The organism is Streptomyces sp. NPDC055966 (assembly GCF_042269865.1).
GTDB lineage: Bacteria > Actinomycetota > Actinomycetes > Streptomycetales > Streptomycetaceae > Streptomyces.
Window position 1 is genome coordinate 294,009 of the sequence record NZ_JBHJYK010000004.1, and the last position, 15,838, is coordinate 309,846.

Here is a 15,838-nt window from a genome sequence, read left to right on the forward strand (position 1 = left end):
GCCGCTCCCACGAGGAGGTGCCGTCATGACGGTCATGGAGCAGCGAGGCGCGTACCGGCCATCGCCGCCGCCCGCCTGGCAGCCCCGTATGGACCCCGCGCCGCTGCTGCCCGACGCCGAGCCCTACCGCGTCCTCGGCACCCGGTCGGCCGCCGAGGCCGACCCCGACCTGCTGCGCCGGCTCTACGCCCAGCTGGTCCGCGGTCGCCGCTACAACACCCAGGCCACCGCACTCACCAAGCAGGGCCGACTCGCTGTCTACCCCTCCAGCACCGGCCAGGAGGCCTGCCAGGTCGCCGCCGCGCTGGCCCTCCAGGAACGCGACTGGCTCTTCCCCAGCTACCGCGACACGCTCGCCGTCGTCGCCCGGGGCGTGGACCCCGTCGAGGCGCTGACGCTGCTGCGCGGCGACTGGCACTCCGGCTACGACCCCCACGCCCACCGCGTGGCCCCCCTGTCCACCCCGCTGGCCACCCAGCTGCCGCACGCCGTCGGCCTCGCGCACGCCGCCCGCCTCAAGGGCGACGACGTCGTCGCGCTCGCCCTGGTCGGCGACGGCGGCACCAGCGAGGGCGACTTCCACGAGGCGCTGAACTTCGCCGCCGTCTGGCAGGCACCGGTCGTCTTCCTCGTGCAGAACAACGGCTTCGCCATCTCCGTCCCGCTCGCCAAGCAGACCGCCGCGCCCTCCCTGGCCCACAAGGCCGTCGGGTACGGCATGCCGGGCCGGCTGGTCGACGGCAACGACGCGGCGGCCGTCCACGAGGTCCTCAGCGACGCCGTGCAGCACGCGCGTGCGGGCGGCGGACCCACCCTGGTGGAGGCGGTGACGTACCGCATCGACGCCCACACCAACGCCGACGACGCCACCCGCTACCGCGGCGACACCGAGGTCGAGGCCTGGCGCGCGCACGACCCGATCGAACTGCTGGAGGCGGAGCTGACCGCGCGGGGGCTGATCGACGAGGCCGGCAAGGAGGCCGCCCGGCAGGACGCCGAGGAGATGGCCGCCGCCCTGCGCGCCCGCATGAACCGCGATCCCGAACCGGACCCCATGGCCCTCTTCGACCACGTCTACGCCGAGACCACCGCCCAACTGCGGGAACAGCGCGCCCTGTTGCAGGCCGAGCTGGACGCCGAGCAGCAGCACGGCGAGCCGGAAGGCGGCGCCCGATGACCACCGTCGCCGTCAAGCCCGCCACCATGGCGCAGGCCCTCACGCGCGCGCTGCGCGACGCGATGGCCGCCGACCCCACCGTGCACGTCATGGGCGAGGACGTCGGCGCGCTCGGCGGGGTCTTCCGGGTCACCGACGGCCTCGCCAAGGAGTTCGGCGAGGACCGCTGCACCGACACCCCGCTCGCCGAGGCCGGCATCCTCGGCACCGCCGTCGGCATGGCCATGTACGGCCTGCGCCCGGTGGTGGAGATGCAGTTCGACGCCTTCGCCTACCCGGCGTTCGAGCAGCTGATCAGCCATGTCTCCCGGATGCGCAACCGCACGCGCGGCCGGATGCCCCTGCCGATCACCGTCCGCGTGCCCTACGGCGGCGGCATCGGCGGCGTCGAGCACCACAGCGACTCCTCCGAGGCCTACTACATGGCCACCCCGGGCCTGCACGTCGTCACGCCCGCGACCGTCGCCGACGCCTACGGCCTGCTGCGCCGGGCGATCGCCTCGGACGACCCGGTGGTCTTCCTGGAGCCCAAGCGGCTGTACTGGTCGAAGGACTCCTGGAACCCCGAGCACCCGACCGACGTGGAGCCCATCGGCCGCGCGGTGGTGCGCCGGCCGGGCCGCAGCGCCACCCTCGTCACCTACGGCCCCTCCCTGCCGGTCTGCCTGGAGGCCGCCGAGGCGGCCCGGGCCGAGGGCTGGGACCTGGAAGTGGTCGACCTGCGCTCGCTGGTGCCGTTCGACGACGAGACGGTCTGCGCGGCCGTCCGGCGCACCGGACGCGTGGTCGTCGTCCACGAGTCCACCGGGTTCGGCGGACCGGGCGGCGAGATCGCGGCCCGGATCACCGAGCGCTGCTTCCACCACCTGGAGGCGCCCGTGCTGCGCGTGGCCGGCTTCGACATCCCCTACCCGCCGCCCATGCTGGAGCGGCACCACCTGCCCGGCGTCGACCGCATCCTGGACGCCGTGGCCCGGCTGCAGTGGGAGGCCGAGGGCTGATGGCACAGGTGCTGGAGTTCAAGCTCCCCGACCTCGGCGAAGGACTCACCGAGGCGGAGATCGTCCGCTGGCTCGTCCAGGTCGGTGACGTCGTCGCCGTCGACCAGCCGGTCGTCGAGGTCGAGACGGCCAAGGCCATGGTCGAGGTGCCCTGCCCCTACGGCGGCGTGGTCACCGCCCGCTTCGGCGAGGAGGGCACCGAACTGCCCGTCGGCGCCCCGCTGCTGACGGTTGCGGTGGGCGAGGCGGCGCCGCACACCGAGCCCGAGGGCTCCGGCAACGTCCTGGTCGGATACGGCACGTCGGAAGCACCCGCGCGACGCCGTAGGCTGCGGCCGGCGCCGATGGCGGCCGACGGCGCGAGCGCGAGGACCGCCGGAAGCGGCACACCCGTCCCGGACGCGGCGGCGGGGCGGGACGGGACCCCGGCCTCCCTCGCCGCTGCCGCCGTGCCCGTGACCGCACTGCACGCCGAGGGCCCCGTGCCCGTGATCTCCCCGCTGGTGCGCAGGCTCGCCCGTGAGAGCGGCGTGGACCTGCGGCAGCTGGCGGGCTCCGGCCCGGACGGACTGATCCTGCGCGCGGACGTCGAGGGCGCCCTGCGGACCAGGACGGCCCAGGGCAGCGGCTGGGCCGAGACACCGGCCGCGGCGGCGGCACCCGCCGTCCCGGCCGCGCCCGCCCCCGCCTCCCCGGCCCCGCGCGCCGCCGGGGTCCGCGTCCCCCTCAAGGGCGTCCGCGGAGCCGTCGCCGACAAGCTCTCCCGCAGCCGCCGGGAGATCCCGGACGCCACCTGCTGGGTGGACGCGGACGCGACCGAGCTCATGCGTGCGCGTGCCGCGATGAACGCAGCCGGAGGCCCGAAGATCTCCGTGCTCGCGCTGCTCGCCCGGATCTGCACCGCCGCCCTCGCCCGCTTCCCCGAGCTGAACTCCTTCGTCGACACGGACGCCCGCGAGATCGTCCGGCTCGACCACGTCCACCTCGGGTTCGCCGCGCAGACCGACCGCGGGCTGGTCGTGCCGGTCGTCCGGGACGCCCACGCGCGCGACGCCGAAGCGCTGAGCGCCGAGTTCGCCCGGCTCACCGAGGCCGCCCGCACCGGCACCCTGACGCCCGGGGAACTCACGGGCGGGACCTTCACGTTGAACAACTACGGGGTCTTCGGCGTCGACGGCTCCACCCCGATCATCAACCACCCCGAGGCGGCCATGCTCGGCGTCGGCCGCATCGTCCCCAAACCCTGGGTGCACGAGGGCGAGCTGGCGGTGCGCCAGGTCGTCCAGCTCTCGCTCACCTTCGACCACCGGGTGTGCGACGGCGGCACGGCGGGCGGCTTCCTGCGGTACGTCGCGGACTGCGTGGAACAGCCGGCGGTGCTGCTGCGCACCCTGTGACACCCGCGGGGCCCGGCACAAGGTCCCCGCGGACGGCGCACACAGGCAGGCCCGGGCGGGACATACTCGGGGGATGAGCCACAACGCCCCCGCCGCGCCCGGGCCGCCCGCGCCGTACGACGCCGTCGTGCTGGCCGGCGGCGCCGCCCGGCGGCTCGGCGGGGCCGACAAACCCGGGCTGCGGGTCGGCGGCCGGGCGCTGCTCGACCGGGTGCTCACCGCCTGCGCGGGTGCCCGTACGACGGTCGTCGTGGCCGCCCGGCGGCCCACCGTGCGGCCGGTGCTGTGGACGCACGAGGAGCCGCCCGGTGCCGGCCCGGTCGCCGCGCTGGCGGCAGGACTGCGCCTGACCACCGCCGAGCACGCCGTCGTGCTCTCCGCCGACCTGCCCTTCCTCGAACCGGCCACCCTCCAGCGCCTGTTGGCCGCCCTGCGCGACAGCGGCGCCGACGGCGCGCTGCTCACCGACGAGGGCGGCCGCGACCAGCCGCTCGTTGCCGCCTACCGCACCGGCGCACTGCGCCGCGAACTGGGCACCCTCGCGGCCGGATCCGACGGCCTGACCGGACTGCCCCTGCGCCGGCTGACCGGCGCCCTCCGCCTCACCCGTGTCCCGGACCCGCTCGCGTCCTTCGACTGCGACACCTGGGACGACATCGCCGACGCCAGGGCACGCATCAGGGAGCATGGGCACGTGTTGGATGAATGGATCTCCGCAGTCAAGGACGAGCTGGGCATCGACCTCGACGTCGACACCGGCGTCCTGCTCGACCTGGCCCGGGACGCCGCGCACGGCGTCGCCCGGCCCGCTGCCCCGCTGACCACCTTCCTCGTCGGCTACGCCGCGGCCCAGGGCAAGGGAAGCCCCGAGGCCGTCGCCGAGGCCGCCCGCAAGGCCACCGCGCTGGCCTTGCGCTGGGAAGAGGAGAACGAGGCGAAGGACGGGGGCGGGGACGGCAGCGGCCCGGACACCCCGGACGCCGGATGACCGCCCCCGACACCCGGACCGGGGCGCCCGCGCAGGACAGCGACGACCTCGACCTGGAGGTGGCCCTCGCCCTCGTGAGAGAACCCAGGGACCACGACGCGGGCCAGACGCCCGCTCCGGATCCTGATGCAGACGGCGAACGGCGCCGGGCCACGCCCTGGCACCAGGCCCGCGAGACCGCCGCCCGCGCCGCGCGCGCCCGCCCCCGCCGCGCCCCCGTCTCCGTGCCGCTCGACGACGCCCTCGGCCTGGTCCTGGCCGCCCCCCTCGACGCCCTCACCGACCTGCCCTCCTTCGACACCTCCGCGATGGACGGCTGGGCGGTCGCCGGACCCGGCCCCTGGCAGGTGCGCGACGAGGGCGTGCTCGCCGGGTACGGCCTGGCCGAGCCGCTCACCGACGGCGAGGCCGCGCGCATCGCGACCGGCGCCCGCATCCCCGCCGACACCACCGCGGTCCTGCGCGGCGAGCACGGCCACACCGACACACAGGGCCGGCTGCACGCCACCCGGGACCTGGCGCACGGCCAGGACATCCGCCCGCGCGGCCAGGAGTGCCGCAAGGGCGACCAGTTGCTGCCCATCGGCACCCTGGTCACCCCCGCCGTCCTCGGCCTCGCCGCCGCAGCCGGATACGACACAGTCACCGCCGTACCCCGGCCGCGCGCCGAAGTCCTCGTCCTCGGCGACGAATTGCTGACCGAGGGCCTGCCGCACGACGGGCTGATCCGGGACGCACTCGGCCCGCTGCTGCCGCCCTGGCTGCGCGCGCTCGGCGCCGAGGTCGTCGCGGTGCGGCGGATCGGCGACGACGCCGAGGCCCTGCACCGCGCCGTCACCGGCTCCGACGCCGACCTGATCGTCACCACCGGCGGCACCGCCGCAGGCCCGCGCGACCACGTGCACCCGATCCTGGACCGCATCGGCGCCGAACTCCTCGTCGACGGGGTCACGGTGCGCCCCGGCCACCCCATGCTGCTGGCCCGCACCAAGGACGACCAGCATCTCGTCGGCCTCCCCGGCAATCCCCTCGCGGCCGTCTCCGGCCTGCTCACGCTCGCCGAGCCGCTGCTGCGCACCCTCGCCGCCCACCCGGCCCCCGAGCGGTACGCGCTGCCGCTGACCGAGGCGGTCCAGGGACACCCGGACGACACCCGGCTCGTCCCCGTGGTGCTGCGCGGCGACCGTGCCGTACCGCTGCACTACAACGGCCCGGCCATGCTCCGCGGGGTCGCCGCCGCCGACGCGCTGGCCGTCGTACCGTCCGGCGGGGCGCCGCAGAACGCGCAGACCGAGCTGCTGGATCTGCCGTGGGCGAGCGCCGGGATCGGGGTGTGTTTCACGTGAAACGTCCGGGCCATGACGCGGTGCCGGATCAGTGGCGGGGTGCCGCACGCTGAATGGTGATCAACCGGTCCCCGGCCCGGAGGGTTTCCGCTCGGGGATCGGCATGGTCCAGCATCTCCTTGCCCCGCACGACGGCGACGACAAGATCGGGGCTCTGACGTGGAGAGTGCCCCACCTCGCCCGGGGACACCCCTCGCTCCACAAGATCCAGCCCGCTCCCGTACGTCATGAGGTCTTCCAGGACGTCCGCGCTGCGTGCACTGGACATGGCCACACCGAGCAGACGGCCGGCCGAGCTGGAACTGGTGATCACGGCGTCGGCGCCGGACTGCTTCACCAGCGGCACATTCTCGTCCTCTCGGACGGCGACGACGATCGAGGCTCTCTTGTTGAGCTGCCGAGCGGTGAGGGTGACCAGCGTTGCGGTGTCGTCGCGCTGGGGAGCCACGATGACGTGAGCTGCCTGGTGCAGTTCGGCCCTGCTCAGAGTCTCTGCGCGGGTGGCGTCGCCGTGGACGGCGGCGAGCCCGTCACTGGTGGCGAGGTCCACCGCCTTCTTCTGCGGATCGACCACGACGATCTGATCCTTCGAGGTCCCCTGTCCCAGAAGGGTCTCGACGGCATGACGGCCCTTCGTGCCGTACCCGACCACGACCACGTGATCGCGGATGCGGGTGCGCCAGCGTTCGATCCGGACCTGGTTCCGCGTGCGTTCGGTGAGGACCTCCAGCGTGGTGCCGACCAGGATGATCAGGAACAGCACACGCAGGGGTGTGACGACGAAGATGTTGGTGAGCCGGGCGCCGTGGCTGACCGGGGTGATGTCGCCGTAACCGGTGGTGGAGAGGGTGACGGTCGCGTAGTACGCCGAATCGACCAGGTCCACTGTGCCGTCTGCGCTGTCTCGATAGCCGGCACGGTCGAGCCACACGAGCAGGGTCGTGAGGGCGAGCACCAGCAGCGCCAGGGCCAGGCGCCGGAGCACCTGTTGCAGGGGCGGCACCGTCGCCCCGGCCGGCAAGCGGACCGATTGCCCGTCCTCGGATCTGGACCAGTACCGCAGGGACCGCAGGAGTGGAAGGCGGGTTCTGTCCGAGCCGGGTCCGGGTTGCCTTGGGGCACTCATTGCGCGTTTCCTCTGCTGTACGACATCGTGACGCTGGAGATCGCTTCAGCATTGTTGCCCTTGGCTTCCGTATTAAGCATGGGATCACCCACTGATGATTCAGAGGCACACGTTGCGGGATCACACCGTCGTCATCGGCTTCGGCACCAAGGGACGGTCGGCGGTCCGGACCGTCTGCGCGACCGGGCTGAAGACGGAACAGGTGGTCGTGGTCGACCCCAGTGCCAAGGCCGTCGACGCGGCGATCGTCGAGGGCTACGCCGGGGTCATGGGCGACGCCACCCGCAGTGACGTGCTCAAGAGGGCCGAGCTGCACAAGGCCCGGCAGATCATCGTGGCGCCGCAGCGCGACGACACCGCCGTCCTCGTCACGCTGACGGCCCGGCAGCTCAACCGGGGCGCGAAGATCGTGGCCGCCGTGCGCGAGGAGGAGAACGCGCCGCTGCTCAAGCAGTCCGGCGCCGACGCGGTCATCACCAGCGCCAGCGCGGCCGGCCGGCTGCTCGGCCTGTCCGTGCTCAGCCCCGCCGCCGGCATGGTCATGGAGGACCTGATCCAGCAGGGCAGCGGACTGGACCTCGTCGAACGGCCGGTGGTGCGCGGCGAGGTGGGCAAGCGGCCGCGCGAGACCGACGACCTCGTGGTGAGCGTCGTACGCGGACACCGGCTGCTCGGCTACGACGACCCGGCCGTCGGCGTCCTCCAGCTCACCGACCGGCTCATCACCATCGTCCGCGTGTCCCCCGGCAACCGGGCCACCCCGGGCATCCGGCCGCGGCCGCTCGACTGAGCGCCGGGCCCGAGGGCGCACGTCTGGGGAGCCTGCCCGGGACAGGGCACCCACGGGGAGTAGCGTCACCGGCATGCATGCGATCACGATTCCCGAACCTGGTGGTCCCGAGGCGCTGGTGTGGGCGGAGGTCCCCGATCCGGTGCCCGGCGAGGGCGAGGTGCTGGTCGAGGTGGTGGCCAGCGCCGTCAACCGTGCGGACGTCCTGCAGCGGCAGGGCTTCTACACCCCGCCGCCCGGCGCCTCGCCCTACCCCGGCCTGGAGTGCTCCGGCAGGATCGCCGCGCTCGGCCCCGGCGTCTCCGGCTGGGCCGTCGGCGACCCGGTGTGCGGACTGCTCGCGGGCGGCGGCTACGCCGAGAAGGTCGTCGTACCGGCCGGGCAGTTGCTGCCCGTGCCCGAGGGCATCGATCTCACGCGGGCGGCCGCGCTGCCCGAGGTGGTCTGCACCGTCTGGTCCAACGTGTTCATGATCGCCCACCTGCGGCCCGGCGAGACGCTGCTCGTGCACGGCGGCTCCAGCGGCATCGGCACCATGGCCATCCAGCTCGCCAAGGCCGTCGGTGCCAAGGTCGCGGTGACCGCCGGGACGAAGGAGAAGCTGGAGCGCTGCGCCGAGCTCGGCGCGGACATCCTGATCAACTACCGCGAGCAGGACTTCGTCGCCGAGGTCAAGCAGGCCACCGGGGGTGCCGGGGCCGATGTGATCCTCGACAACATGGGGGCGAAGTACCTGGAGCGCAACGTCGACGCGCTCGCCGTCAGCGGCCGGCTCGCCATCATCGGCATGCAGGGCGGGGTGAAGGGTGAGCTGAACATCGGCGCCCTGCTCGCCAAGCGGGCCGCGATCAGCGCGACCTCGCTGCGCGCCCGGCCGCTCGGCGAGAAGGCGGCCATCGTGGCCGCCGTACGCGAGCACGTGTGGCCCCTCATCGCCTCCGGACACGTCCGTCCGGTCGTCGACCGCGAACTTCCCATGCCGGAGGCGGCCGAGGCGCACCGGGTCCTGGAGGCCAGCGGTCACGTGGGCAAGGTGCTGCTGGTGGCGCCGTAGGGAGCGGTGCCCGATCGACGCGCCCGCGCGGCTGGACACCTCGCCGCGCCGGTGCGGCCACCCGCCGCCGTCAGCCCCTGCGGAGTCTCAGGCCGAGGAACGCCAGGCCCAGGCCGATGAGGACCAGGCCGCTGCCCAGCGGGAGGAGCTGGAGCACCGGCTCGGCGGCGCTCTCGCCCTGGGGGGCGGCGTGGCGGGCCGGGGTCCGGTCGAGACCGGCCTTGCCGGAGGCGTCCGGGGCCGTCGGCGTCACGGCGGGGAGGTCCGCGGTCTCCGGCTCCTCCGCCCGGCCCGTGCCGGGGGCCCGGGTGGGCACGGGGGCGTCGCCGCCCTCCACCTCGGCGGCGGGCCCGTCCGGCCGGCCCGGCCGCAGCCGCCCCTCGCCCGCCAGGCTGCCCGCCCGGGTCGGGTCGGCGGCCCCGGGGTGGTACGAGGCGGAGGCGGAGTCGGAGGGCATGGGGACGGGCGAGGCGGCGGCGCTGGGGGAGGCACGGTCACCCCGGTCACCGTGATCCGGTGCCTCCGGCCGGTGCCCCGGGCCCTCCGGCCGGCCACTGACCGAGCCGTCCGAGCCGCCGGAGCCGTTCGGCTGAGCCGAGTGGCCGGGATGCTTCGCGTGACTGGAGCCGGAGCCGGAGTGGTGTGGGCGGTTCTGGCCGGCCGCGGACCCGGGGCCGGGGTCGGCCGCGCAGGCGGGCAGGGCGTACGCGGTGCCGGTGCCGTACGCCGGCAGGGCCGCCGTCACGGCGAGGGCGAGCAGCAGGCGTACGGAGCGGAGGATGAGTCGCAGCCATGGAGTCACGTCGGTGACCTCCCGGAGCCCGGATGCGGTGATCGATGGATGACCGACAGAAACAAGCCTCACATTCATTGACAATCAGGGCATTTCAGAATGCTCCGTCGGGTCGAAACGGTGGATCACTCCCAGGAGGGGGCACCACGGTGGTGAGGTATACGGGTGCGAGAGAATGGCGGCATGGAGATGCCGAGGAACGAACGGTCGCCGGAGAATCCTCAGATCCTCGTCGTGGGCCAGGACGGAATGGCGCTCGGCGGCGGCAACGGGGACGAGGACTCCCGCGAGATCCCGGTGACGGAGCAGGTGGAACAGCCGGCCAAGGTCATGCGGATCGGCAGCATGATCAAGCAGCTCCTGGAGGAGGTGCGCGCGGCTCCTCTGGACGAGGCCAGCCGGGTCCGGCTGAAGGAGATCCACGCCAGCTCGGTGAAGGAGCTGGAGGACGGCCTGGCGCCGGAACTGGTCGAGGAACTGGAGCGGCTCTCCCTGCCGTTCAACGACGACGCCACCCCGAGCGACGCGGAACTGCGGATCGCGCAGGCGCAGTTGGTGGGCTGGCTCGAAGGCCTCTTCCACGGGATCCAGACGACGCTCTTCGCCCAGCAGATGGCCGCGCGGGCCCAACTGGAGCAGATGCGCCGCGCGCTGCCGCCCGGTGTCACGGGCCACGAGGGCGACGACCCGCACGCAGGCGGCCGAGCGGGCGGGCCGTACCTGTGACGACCGGGCTGTACCTGTGACGAGCGGCCCGCATCCGTGACGACCGGCCCGCACCCGCGAGGATGCGGGCCGCACCCGTGACGATGCGGCCTGTACCGCGAACGACCGAGGCCCGGCACGGAAAGTGCCGGGCCCCGGTCTTCGTTCCGCCGAACCGTTGCCGCCGTCGAGGAGAAGCGAGAAGCGTCAACTTCTCTCAGTTCGCGGCGATTTCAGGCGGGATTGCCGTTCGACACCTTCAGCTGGATGGTGCCCGCGTTCTTCGGGTCGACGGGCGTTCCCGCGGCGGGGAACTCGTCCAGCACCGTGCCGTCCCCCCAGGTGTTGTCGTTCACGGGCGTGACCTCGTAACTCCAGCTCGCGGCCTGCAGACACGCCTTCACCGAGTTGATGTCCTTGTACCGGAAGTCCGGCAGCTCGACCTTCTTCGTGTCGTTGTAGGCCTCGGTCGGCTCGGTGCACTTGGTCTTGTCGATGACCCGGGTGGTGTCGGGGCCGCGGTAGCCCGCCTGGTGCGAGGTGGACGCCGAGGCGCTCGCACCGCCGCCGCCCGCGTTGCCGTCGTTGCCGCCGCTGTTCAGGGTCAGCGCGACGATCAGGCCGACGACCGCGACCAGCGACACCGCGATCGAGCCGATGATCACCGGCTTGTTGCCCTTGCCGCCGCCGGAGCCGGCGGTGTGCGCGGCCGTCTGGGCCGTCGGCGCCGTGACCCCGTACGGCGGCGGGGTCGGCGCCTGCGCGGCCTGCGGGGCGTAGCCCGCCGGGGGCGGTGTCTGGTAGCCGCCCTGCTGCGGGTAGCCGTAGGCGGCCGGGGCGGGGGTCTGCGGCGCGCCGTACGGACCCGGCTGGTACGGCGTCTGCACGGGGCCGGGGGCCGACTGGGCGCTCTGGTCGACCGGCGGGAACACCGCGGAGCCGACGCCCGAGCCGCTCTGCGTCGCGGTGCCCGGCACGATGCTCGGCGCGGCCGCCTGGAAGGAGGCGGCGACGCGCAGGCACTCGTCGCGCATGGCCTCGGCGGTCGGGAAGCGCTCGTTCGGGTTCTTCTTCAGCGCGCGGGCGACCAGCGCGTCCACCGCCGGCGGCAGGGACCGGTTGATCGTGGAGGGCGCGACCGGCTCCTCCTGCACGTGGGCGTACGCGATGGCGAGCGGCGAGTCCGCGTCGAACGGCAGCCGCCCGGTGACCAGCTGGAACAGCATGATGCCGACGGAGTAGAGGTCCGAGCGGGCGTCCACGCCGCGGCCGAGGGCCTGCTCCGGCGAGAGGTACTGCGGGGTGCCGACGACCATGCCGGTCTGGGTCATCGAGGTGACCCCGGACTGCATGGCGCGGGCGATGCCGAAGTCCATGACCTTGACCACACCACGCTTGGTCACCATCACGTTGCCCGGCTTGATGTCGCGGTGGACCAGCCCCATCTCGTGGCTGATGTCCAGCGCCGCCAGCACGTCGGCGGTGACCTTGAGGGCCTTGTCGGCGGGCATCGCGCCGTACTGCCGGACGTCCTCGTCGAGGACCGAGCCCAGCGGACGGCCCTCGACGTACTCCATGACGATGTACGGCATGGCCGTGCCGCCGAGATCGTCCTCGCCGGTGTCGAAGACCGAGACGATGTTGGTGTGCGTGAGCTTGGCCACGGCCTGGGCCTCGCGGCGGAAACGCTCACGGAACGCCTGTTCCCGGCCGAGCTCGGTGTGCAGTGTCTTGATCGCGACCTGGCGGTCGAGCACGGCGTCGTACGCCAGGTGCACCGAGGCCATGCCGCCCTCGCCGAGCAGGTCCCGCAGCTGGTAGCGGCCGCCCGCGAGGGCCTGTCCCGCATACCGGCCGTGCGCGCCGTCCTGGCTCATCTCTCCCCGTCCCCCACCGGCCGTCCGGCACCTTCGCTCATCGCAGGGCCTTGATCGAACGTGTCATTACCGGCCAAGTCTGCCCCAGGGCACTGACACGTCAAGCTCGGTGCCCGTTCCGTGACCGTACGCGCAAGAAGCGTCGCGCAAGCGTTACAGGGGGCGTACGACCGGCACACAGAATTTGCACGACAGCGCGTGCTAGAGGTTTCATGGCCGGTCACGCTCGTGGCTGGTCCCGGTTCCCGTTCCGAACCGGTGGCCCCCACGAAGGCTGTAGCGTGGCCGACGGAGACCGTGACAACACCGCGCGCACCGCGGGCAGAAACGACGGCGAGGACTGATGGCACAGACGCAGCGCGCCCAGGGCCCGTCCGACCCCGAGGCGAGTGGCGGCGGCATGTCGGACGCGCCGGAGTTGTGGGGCAACGGCGGGCTCGTCGGCGACGGCCGCTACCGGCTGACCCACCGGCTGGGCCGGGGCGGCATGGCCGAGGTCTTCGCGGCCGAGGACGTCCGGCTGGGCCGGACCGTCGCGGTCAAGCTGCTGCGCGCCGACCTGGCCGAGGACCCGGTCTCCAAGGCCCGCTTCACCCGCGAGGCACAGTCCGTCGCCGGCCTCAACCACCACGCGATCGTCGCCGTGTACGACTCCGGCGAGGACTTCGTGGGCGGCCAGTCCGTGCCGTACATCGTGATGGAGCTGGTCGAGGGCCGCACCATCCGCGACCTGCTGATGAACGCCGAGGCGCCGGGCCCCGAGCAGGCCCTGATCATCGTCTCCGGCGTGCTGGAAGCGCTTGCCTACTCGCACCAGCACGGCATCGTGCACCGCGACATCAAGCCGGCCAACGTGATCATCACGAACAGCGGCGCCGTCAAGGTGATGGACTTCGGCATCGCGCGTGCGCTGCACGGCGCCCAGTCGACGATGACGCAGACCGGCATGGTCATGGGCACGCCGCAGTACCTCTCCCCGGAGCAGGCGCTCGGCAAGGCCGTCGACCACCGCTCCGACCTGTACGCGACCGGCTGCCTGCTGTACGAACTCCTCGCGCTGCGGCCCCCGTTCACCGGTGAGACCCCGCTGTCGGTGGTCTACCAGCACGTCCAGGACATGCCGATCCCGCCCTCGCAGGTCACCGACGGCTGCCCGCCGGAGCTGGACGGCCTGGTGATGCGCTCGCTCGCCAAGGAGCCGGACGACCGGTTCCAGACGGCCGAGGAGATGCGCGGGCTGATCCAGTACGGCCTGCAGATGCTCTACGAGGCGGGCGGCCACACCGGCACCTGGAACACCGGCCCGGTGCAGTCGCACGACGGCCGGCACACCCCGGCGGGCGGCTTCACGGGGACGACCGCGATGCAGCACCCGGGCGACTTCGGCCCCGGCACCGCGCAGATCCCGCAGCCGATCCTGCCCTCCCGGTACGGCAACGGCGACGACGGCGGCTTCGAGGGGCACGGCAACAGGGGCGGCGGGCGCGGCAAGCTGTGGATCGTCGCGGTCCTCGCGGTGATCGCGATCGCGGCGGGCGTCGCGTTCGCGCTGAACAACGCGGGCGGCAGCGGGAAGACCGGCGGCGACACCCATCAGACGACGACGCCCTCGCAGTCCACGACGGACGACTCGACGTCCCCGTCGCCGTCGGACAGCACCTCCGACCAGCCGACCGGCTCCAGCACGGACAACGGCTCGGACACCGGCTCGGGCGGCACCGGCTACACCCCGACGGATCCGCAGACCACGCAGTCGCAGACCACGCGCCCGACGGATCCGCAGACCACGCCGTCGCAGTCCACGGGCACGAGTACGACCAATGGCGGCACGACCAACGGTGGCACGACCAACGGCGGGACGACCAACGGTGGCACGACCAACGGTGGCACGACCAATGGCGGCACGACCAACGGCGGGACGACCAACGGTGGCACGAACGGCGGGACGACCACCGGCACCACGAACGGCGGCACGGACGCGGGCGTGACGTCCGGCGTGACGGGCGACCCCACCGCTTGAAGGACACCTCCGGCGCCCGTGGCCGCATCCCGGTGACGGCGTCGCGTGACGGCCTCCCCGTGAGCCGACCGGCGCCCGGGGCGGGCGCGGGCGCCGTCAGCCGGTGAACGCCTCGCAGACGGCGTCGTACTCCCGCGTCCACCACACCACGAGGGCCGACGCGGCCGGGAACTGACAGTCCGCGCGCGTGTCACGGCGTTCGTAGTGCCAGCGCAGCATCCAGAAGTCGTTCAGCCGCTCCCACCACACCCGGTGCACGGCCGCCGACAGCTCCGAGGGCGTGGCCCCGGCCGCGCGCCGGTACGCGCGCGCGTAGGCGCGTACTTTCGGCAGGTCCAGGGCGCCCGCGGGGCGTACGAAGAAGATCACCGCGGCGCGTACGGCCTCCTCCGCGCGGGGCTGCACGCCGAGCCGGTCCCAGTCGACGATGGCCGCGGGCACGCCGTCCTTGTAGAGCAGGTTGAACGGGTGGAAGTCGCCGTGCACCCAGCCCACCGAGCCCCCGCGCGGGGGGCGCCGGTCCGCGTGCTGCTCCAGGAGCGCGCGGCGTTCCAGGAGCCGGTGCCGGGCCAGCTCGTCGAAGGCGTCGGCGGGACGGTGGCGGCGGACCCGGCCGAGCAGGTCGTCGATGAGGTCGAAGGTGTCGTCCGGGTCGGCGCTCTCCACGGGATGGGGGCTCGTGGCCGGACGGGTGCGCCCCTTGGGCGGCATCACGCGCTCCAGGCAGGCGTGCACGGCGCCCAGGACCGCTCCCAGGCGCGCGCTCTCGGGCCGGGTGAGCTGGCCGCCGTGGCGGTGCCGGCCGTCGATCCAGGGGTGCAGGGCGTAGGCGTGGCCGCCGACGACGGCGACCGTACGGCCCTCGCGGGACGCGAGCGGCACGGGGACGGGGACGCCCAGGTCGGCCAGGCGTCGGGTGGCCAGGTGACGGCGCTCGATGGCGGCCGGGTCGGCCGTGTCGGGGTCGAAATGGTGCTTCAGGAAATAGCTGCCGCGGGTGGTGCACACCCGGTATGCGCGATTGAGGAGGCCCTGCACGACCGGTTCACAGGTGAGAGCGCTACCGGCGGAGTACATGCGGAGCAAGTCGCCCAGAGGGGGCGCTTGGGGTACGAGGGGTGGTACACAAGAGCGCGGCACGCCGCAGATGCTAGGGCACGAAAAGCGCCCGTGAGCTGGGCGTTGTCACAAGCAGTCGACGATGATCGCTTTCGGTCGCGCGCCAGGCTTTATCAGAGATTTCCGTCGCTTCCGCTCTTTTCCACCTGCCTGCCGAGCTTGGAAAGCGGACGCGAAACGTAATTCTTGATCGTCTTCTCGGCGGGATGCAAGGCGGGATGCAAACGCTCGCCGATCCGGAGCGGCTCGCTGCCGGGGATCGTCTCCCGGCGCACCTCGGCCCCGCTGCCGTCCGGCGGCCATCGAGGAGAAATGCCATGATTTTTCCGCCCTCGTGCACGGAAGGAGTCTCCCACGCAAACTCTTCCCGTGACCTGGGTGCGCGGGATAACGTGCGCTTGCTCCGGCCTTTCGCGAGGCTGTGACCAGCACGCTTCTCCCTCCC

Annotated in this window: 13 protein-coding genes and 1 pseudogene; 9 read left to right on the forward strand and 5 right to left on the reverse strand. The window is 73.2% G+C overall.

Annotated elements, in window-relative coordinates; translation table 11 throughout:
- Window positions 1-25 precede the first annotated feature (25 nt).
- From pdhA to ACFC8N_RS11135, 5 genes are all read left to right on the forward strand, one after another.
- Window positions 26-1,177 carry a pyruvate dehydrogenase (acetyl-transferring) E1 component subunit alpha gene (pdhA, locus tag ACFC8N_RS11115; protein WP_376287942.1) on the forward strand — a complete coding sequence of 384 codons (1,152 nt, stop codon included), beginning with the start codon at window positions 26-28 and terminating at the stop codon, window positions 1,175-1,177.
- Window positions 1,174-2,178, forward strand: a complete 1,005-nt coding sequence (locus tag ACFC8N_RS11120; protein WP_356025983.1) for an alpha-ketoacid dehydrogenase subunit beta — start codon at window positions 1,174-1,176, stop codon at window positions 2,176-2,178. Before pdhA ends, ACFC8N_RS11120 begins: the two co-directional genes overlap by 4 nt.
- Entirely contained in the window at window positions 2,178-3,575 is a 1,398-nt protein-coding gene (locus tag ACFC8N_RS11125) for a dihydrolipoamide acetyltransferase family protein (protein ID WP_376287943.1), read from the forward strand. Before ACFC8N_RS11120 ends, ACFC8N_RS11125 begins: the two co-directional genes overlap by 1 nt.
- Before the next feature lie 73 nt (window positions 3,576-3,648).
- Window positions 3,649-4,563, forward strand: coding sequence for an NTP transferase domain-containing protein (locus ACFC8N_RS11130; RefSeq protein WP_376287944.1), 915 nt, complete (start codon window positions 3,649-3,651; stop codon window positions 4,561-4,563).
- Entirely contained in the window at window positions 4,560-5,909 is a 1,350-nt protein-coding gene (locus tag ACFC8N_RS11135; RefSeq protein WP_376287945.1) for a molybdopterin molybdotransferase MoeA, read from the forward strand. The genes ACFC8N_RS11130 and ACFC8N_RS11135 overlap by 4 nt, the downstream gene beginning before the upstream one ends.
- Before the next feature lie 28 nt (window positions 5,910-5,937).
- Here ACFC8N_RS11135 and ACFC8N_RS11140 read toward each other — a convergent pair whose 3' ends face one another.
- Complete coding sequence (locus tag ACFC8N_RS11140) at window positions 5,938-7,035, reverse strand: potassium channel family protein (RefSeq protein ID WP_356025992.1); 1,098 nt, start codon at window positions 7,033-7,035, stop codon at window positions 5,938-5,940.
- Window positions 7,036-7,138: 103 nt separating this feature from the next.
- On the opposite strand from ACFC8N_RS11140, the pseudogene ACFC8N_RS11145 reads away from it, so the two are divergent.
- Together ACFC8N_RS11145 and ACFC8N_RS11150 are read left to right on the forward strand one after the other, a co-directional pair.
- Window positions 7,139-7,825: pseudogene (locus ACFC8N_RS11145) on the forward strand (potassium channel family protein); the annotation flags it as partial.
- Between the two features lie 73 nt (window positions 7,826-7,898).
- Complete coding sequence (locus tag ACFC8N_RS11150) at window positions 7,899-8,879, forward strand: NAD(P)H-quinone oxidoreductase (RefSeq protein WP_356025994.1); 981 nt, start codon at window positions 7,899-7,901, stop codon at window positions 8,877-8,879.
- A gap of 70 nt (window positions 8,880-8,949) precedes the next feature.
- Here the strand turns inward: ACFC8N_RS11150 and ACFC8N_RS11155 are convergent, their stop codons facing one another.
- Window positions 8,950-9,681 (reverse strand): hypothetical protein, encoded by a 732-nt coding sequence (locus ACFC8N_RS11155; protein ID WP_356025997.1) that lies wholly within the window; start codon window positions 9,679-9,681, stop codon window positions 8,950-8,952.
- Between the two features lie 174 nt (window positions 9,682-9,855).
- On the opposite strand from ACFC8N_RS11155, the gene ACFC8N_RS11160 reads away from it, so the two are divergent.
- Window positions 9,856-10,398 carry a bacterial proteasome activator family protein gene (locus ACFC8N_RS11160; RefSeq protein WP_356025999.1) on the forward strand — a complete coding sequence of 181 codons (543 nt, stop codon included), beginning with the start codon at window positions 9,856-9,858 and terminating at the stop codon, window positions 10,396-10,398.
- 212 nt (window positions 10,399-10,610) lie between these two features.
- On the opposite strand, the gene ACFC8N_RS11165 is transcribed toward ACFC8N_RS11160, so the two are convergent.
- Window positions 10,611-12,254, reverse strand: coding sequence for a protein kinase (locus ACFC8N_RS11165; protein WP_376287946.1), 1,644 nt, complete (start codon window positions 12,252-12,254; stop codon window positions 10,611-10,613).
- A 343-nt stretch (window positions 12,255-12,597) separates the two neighbouring features.
- Between ACFC8N_RS11165 and ACFC8N_RS11170 the strand changes: the two genes are divergently transcribed.
- Window positions 12,598-14,274 (forward strand): protein kinase, encoded by a 1,677-nt coding sequence (locus ACFC8N_RS11170; RefSeq protein WP_362820693.1) that lies wholly within the window; start codon window positions 12,598-12,600, stop codon window positions 14,272-14,274.
- 96 nt (window positions 14,275-14,370) lie between these two features.
- On the opposite strand, the gene ACFC8N_RS11175 is transcribed toward ACFC8N_RS11170, so the two are convergent.
- Together ACFC8N_RS11175 and ACFC8N_RS11180 are read right to left on the reverse strand one after the other, a co-directional pair.
- Window positions 14,371-15,351 (reverse strand): phosphotransferase, encoded by a 981-nt coding sequence (locus ACFC8N_RS11175; RefSeq protein ID WP_356026005.1) that lies wholly within the window; start codon window positions 15,349-15,351, stop codon window positions 14,371-14,373.
- A 155-nt stretch (window positions 15,352-15,506) separates the two neighbouring features.
- On the reverse strand, window positions 15,507-15,749 hold the full coding sequence (locus ACFC8N_RS11180) for a hypothetical protein (RefSeq protein WP_376287947.1): 243 nt from the start codon (window positions 15,747-15,749) through the stop codon (window positions 15,507-15,509).
- Window positions 15,750-15,838 lie beyond the last annotated feature (89 nt).

Bases quoted from the DNA above. Each gene is read 5' to 3' on its own strand.
- pdhA (WP_376287942.1), top strand. From the start codon at position 26: ATGACGGTCATGGAGCAGCGAGGCGCGTACCGGCCATCGCCGCCGCCC.
- ACFC8N_RS11120 (WP_356025983.1), top strand. From the start codon at position 1,174: ATGACCACCGTCGCCGTCAAGCCCGCCACCATGGCGCAGGCCCTCACG.
- ACFC8N_RS11125 (WP_376287943.1), top strand. From the start codon at position 2,178: ATGGCACAGGTGCTGGAGTTCAAGCTCCCCGACCTCGGCGAAGGACTC.
- ACFC8N_RS11130 (WP_376287944.1), top strand. From the start codon at position 3,649: ATGAGCCACAACGCCCCCGCCGCGCCCGGGCCGCCCGCGCCGTACGAC.
- ACFC8N_RS11135 (WP_376287945.1), top strand. From the start codon at position 4,560: ATGACCGCCCCCGACACCCGGACCGGGGCGCCCGCGCAGGACAGCGAC.
- ACFC8N_RS11140 (WP_356025992.1), bottom strand. From the start codon at position 7,035: ATGAGTGCCCCAAGGCAACCCGGACCCGGCTCGGACAGAACCCGCCTT.
- ACFC8N_RS11150 (WP_356025994.1), top strand. From the start codon at position 7,899: ATGCATGCGATCACGATTCCCGAACCTGGTGGTCCCGAGGCGCTGGTG.
- ACFC8N_RS11160 (WP_356025999.1), top strand. From the start codon at position 9,856: ATGGAGATGCCGAGGAACGAACGGTCGCCGGAGAATCCTCAGATCCTC.
- ACFC8N_RS11165 (WP_376287946.1), bottom strand. From the start codon at position 12,254: ATGAGCCAGGACGGCGCGCACGGCCGGTATGCGGGACAGGCCCTCGCG.
- ACFC8N_RS11170 (WP_362820693.1), top strand. From the start codon at position 12,598: ATGGCACAGACGCAGCGCGCCCAGGGCCCGTCCGACCCCGAGGCGAGT.
- ACFC8N_RS11175 (WP_356026005.1), bottom strand. From the start codon at position 15,351: ATGTACTCCGCCGGTAGCGCTCTCACCTGTGAACCGGTCGTGCAGGGC.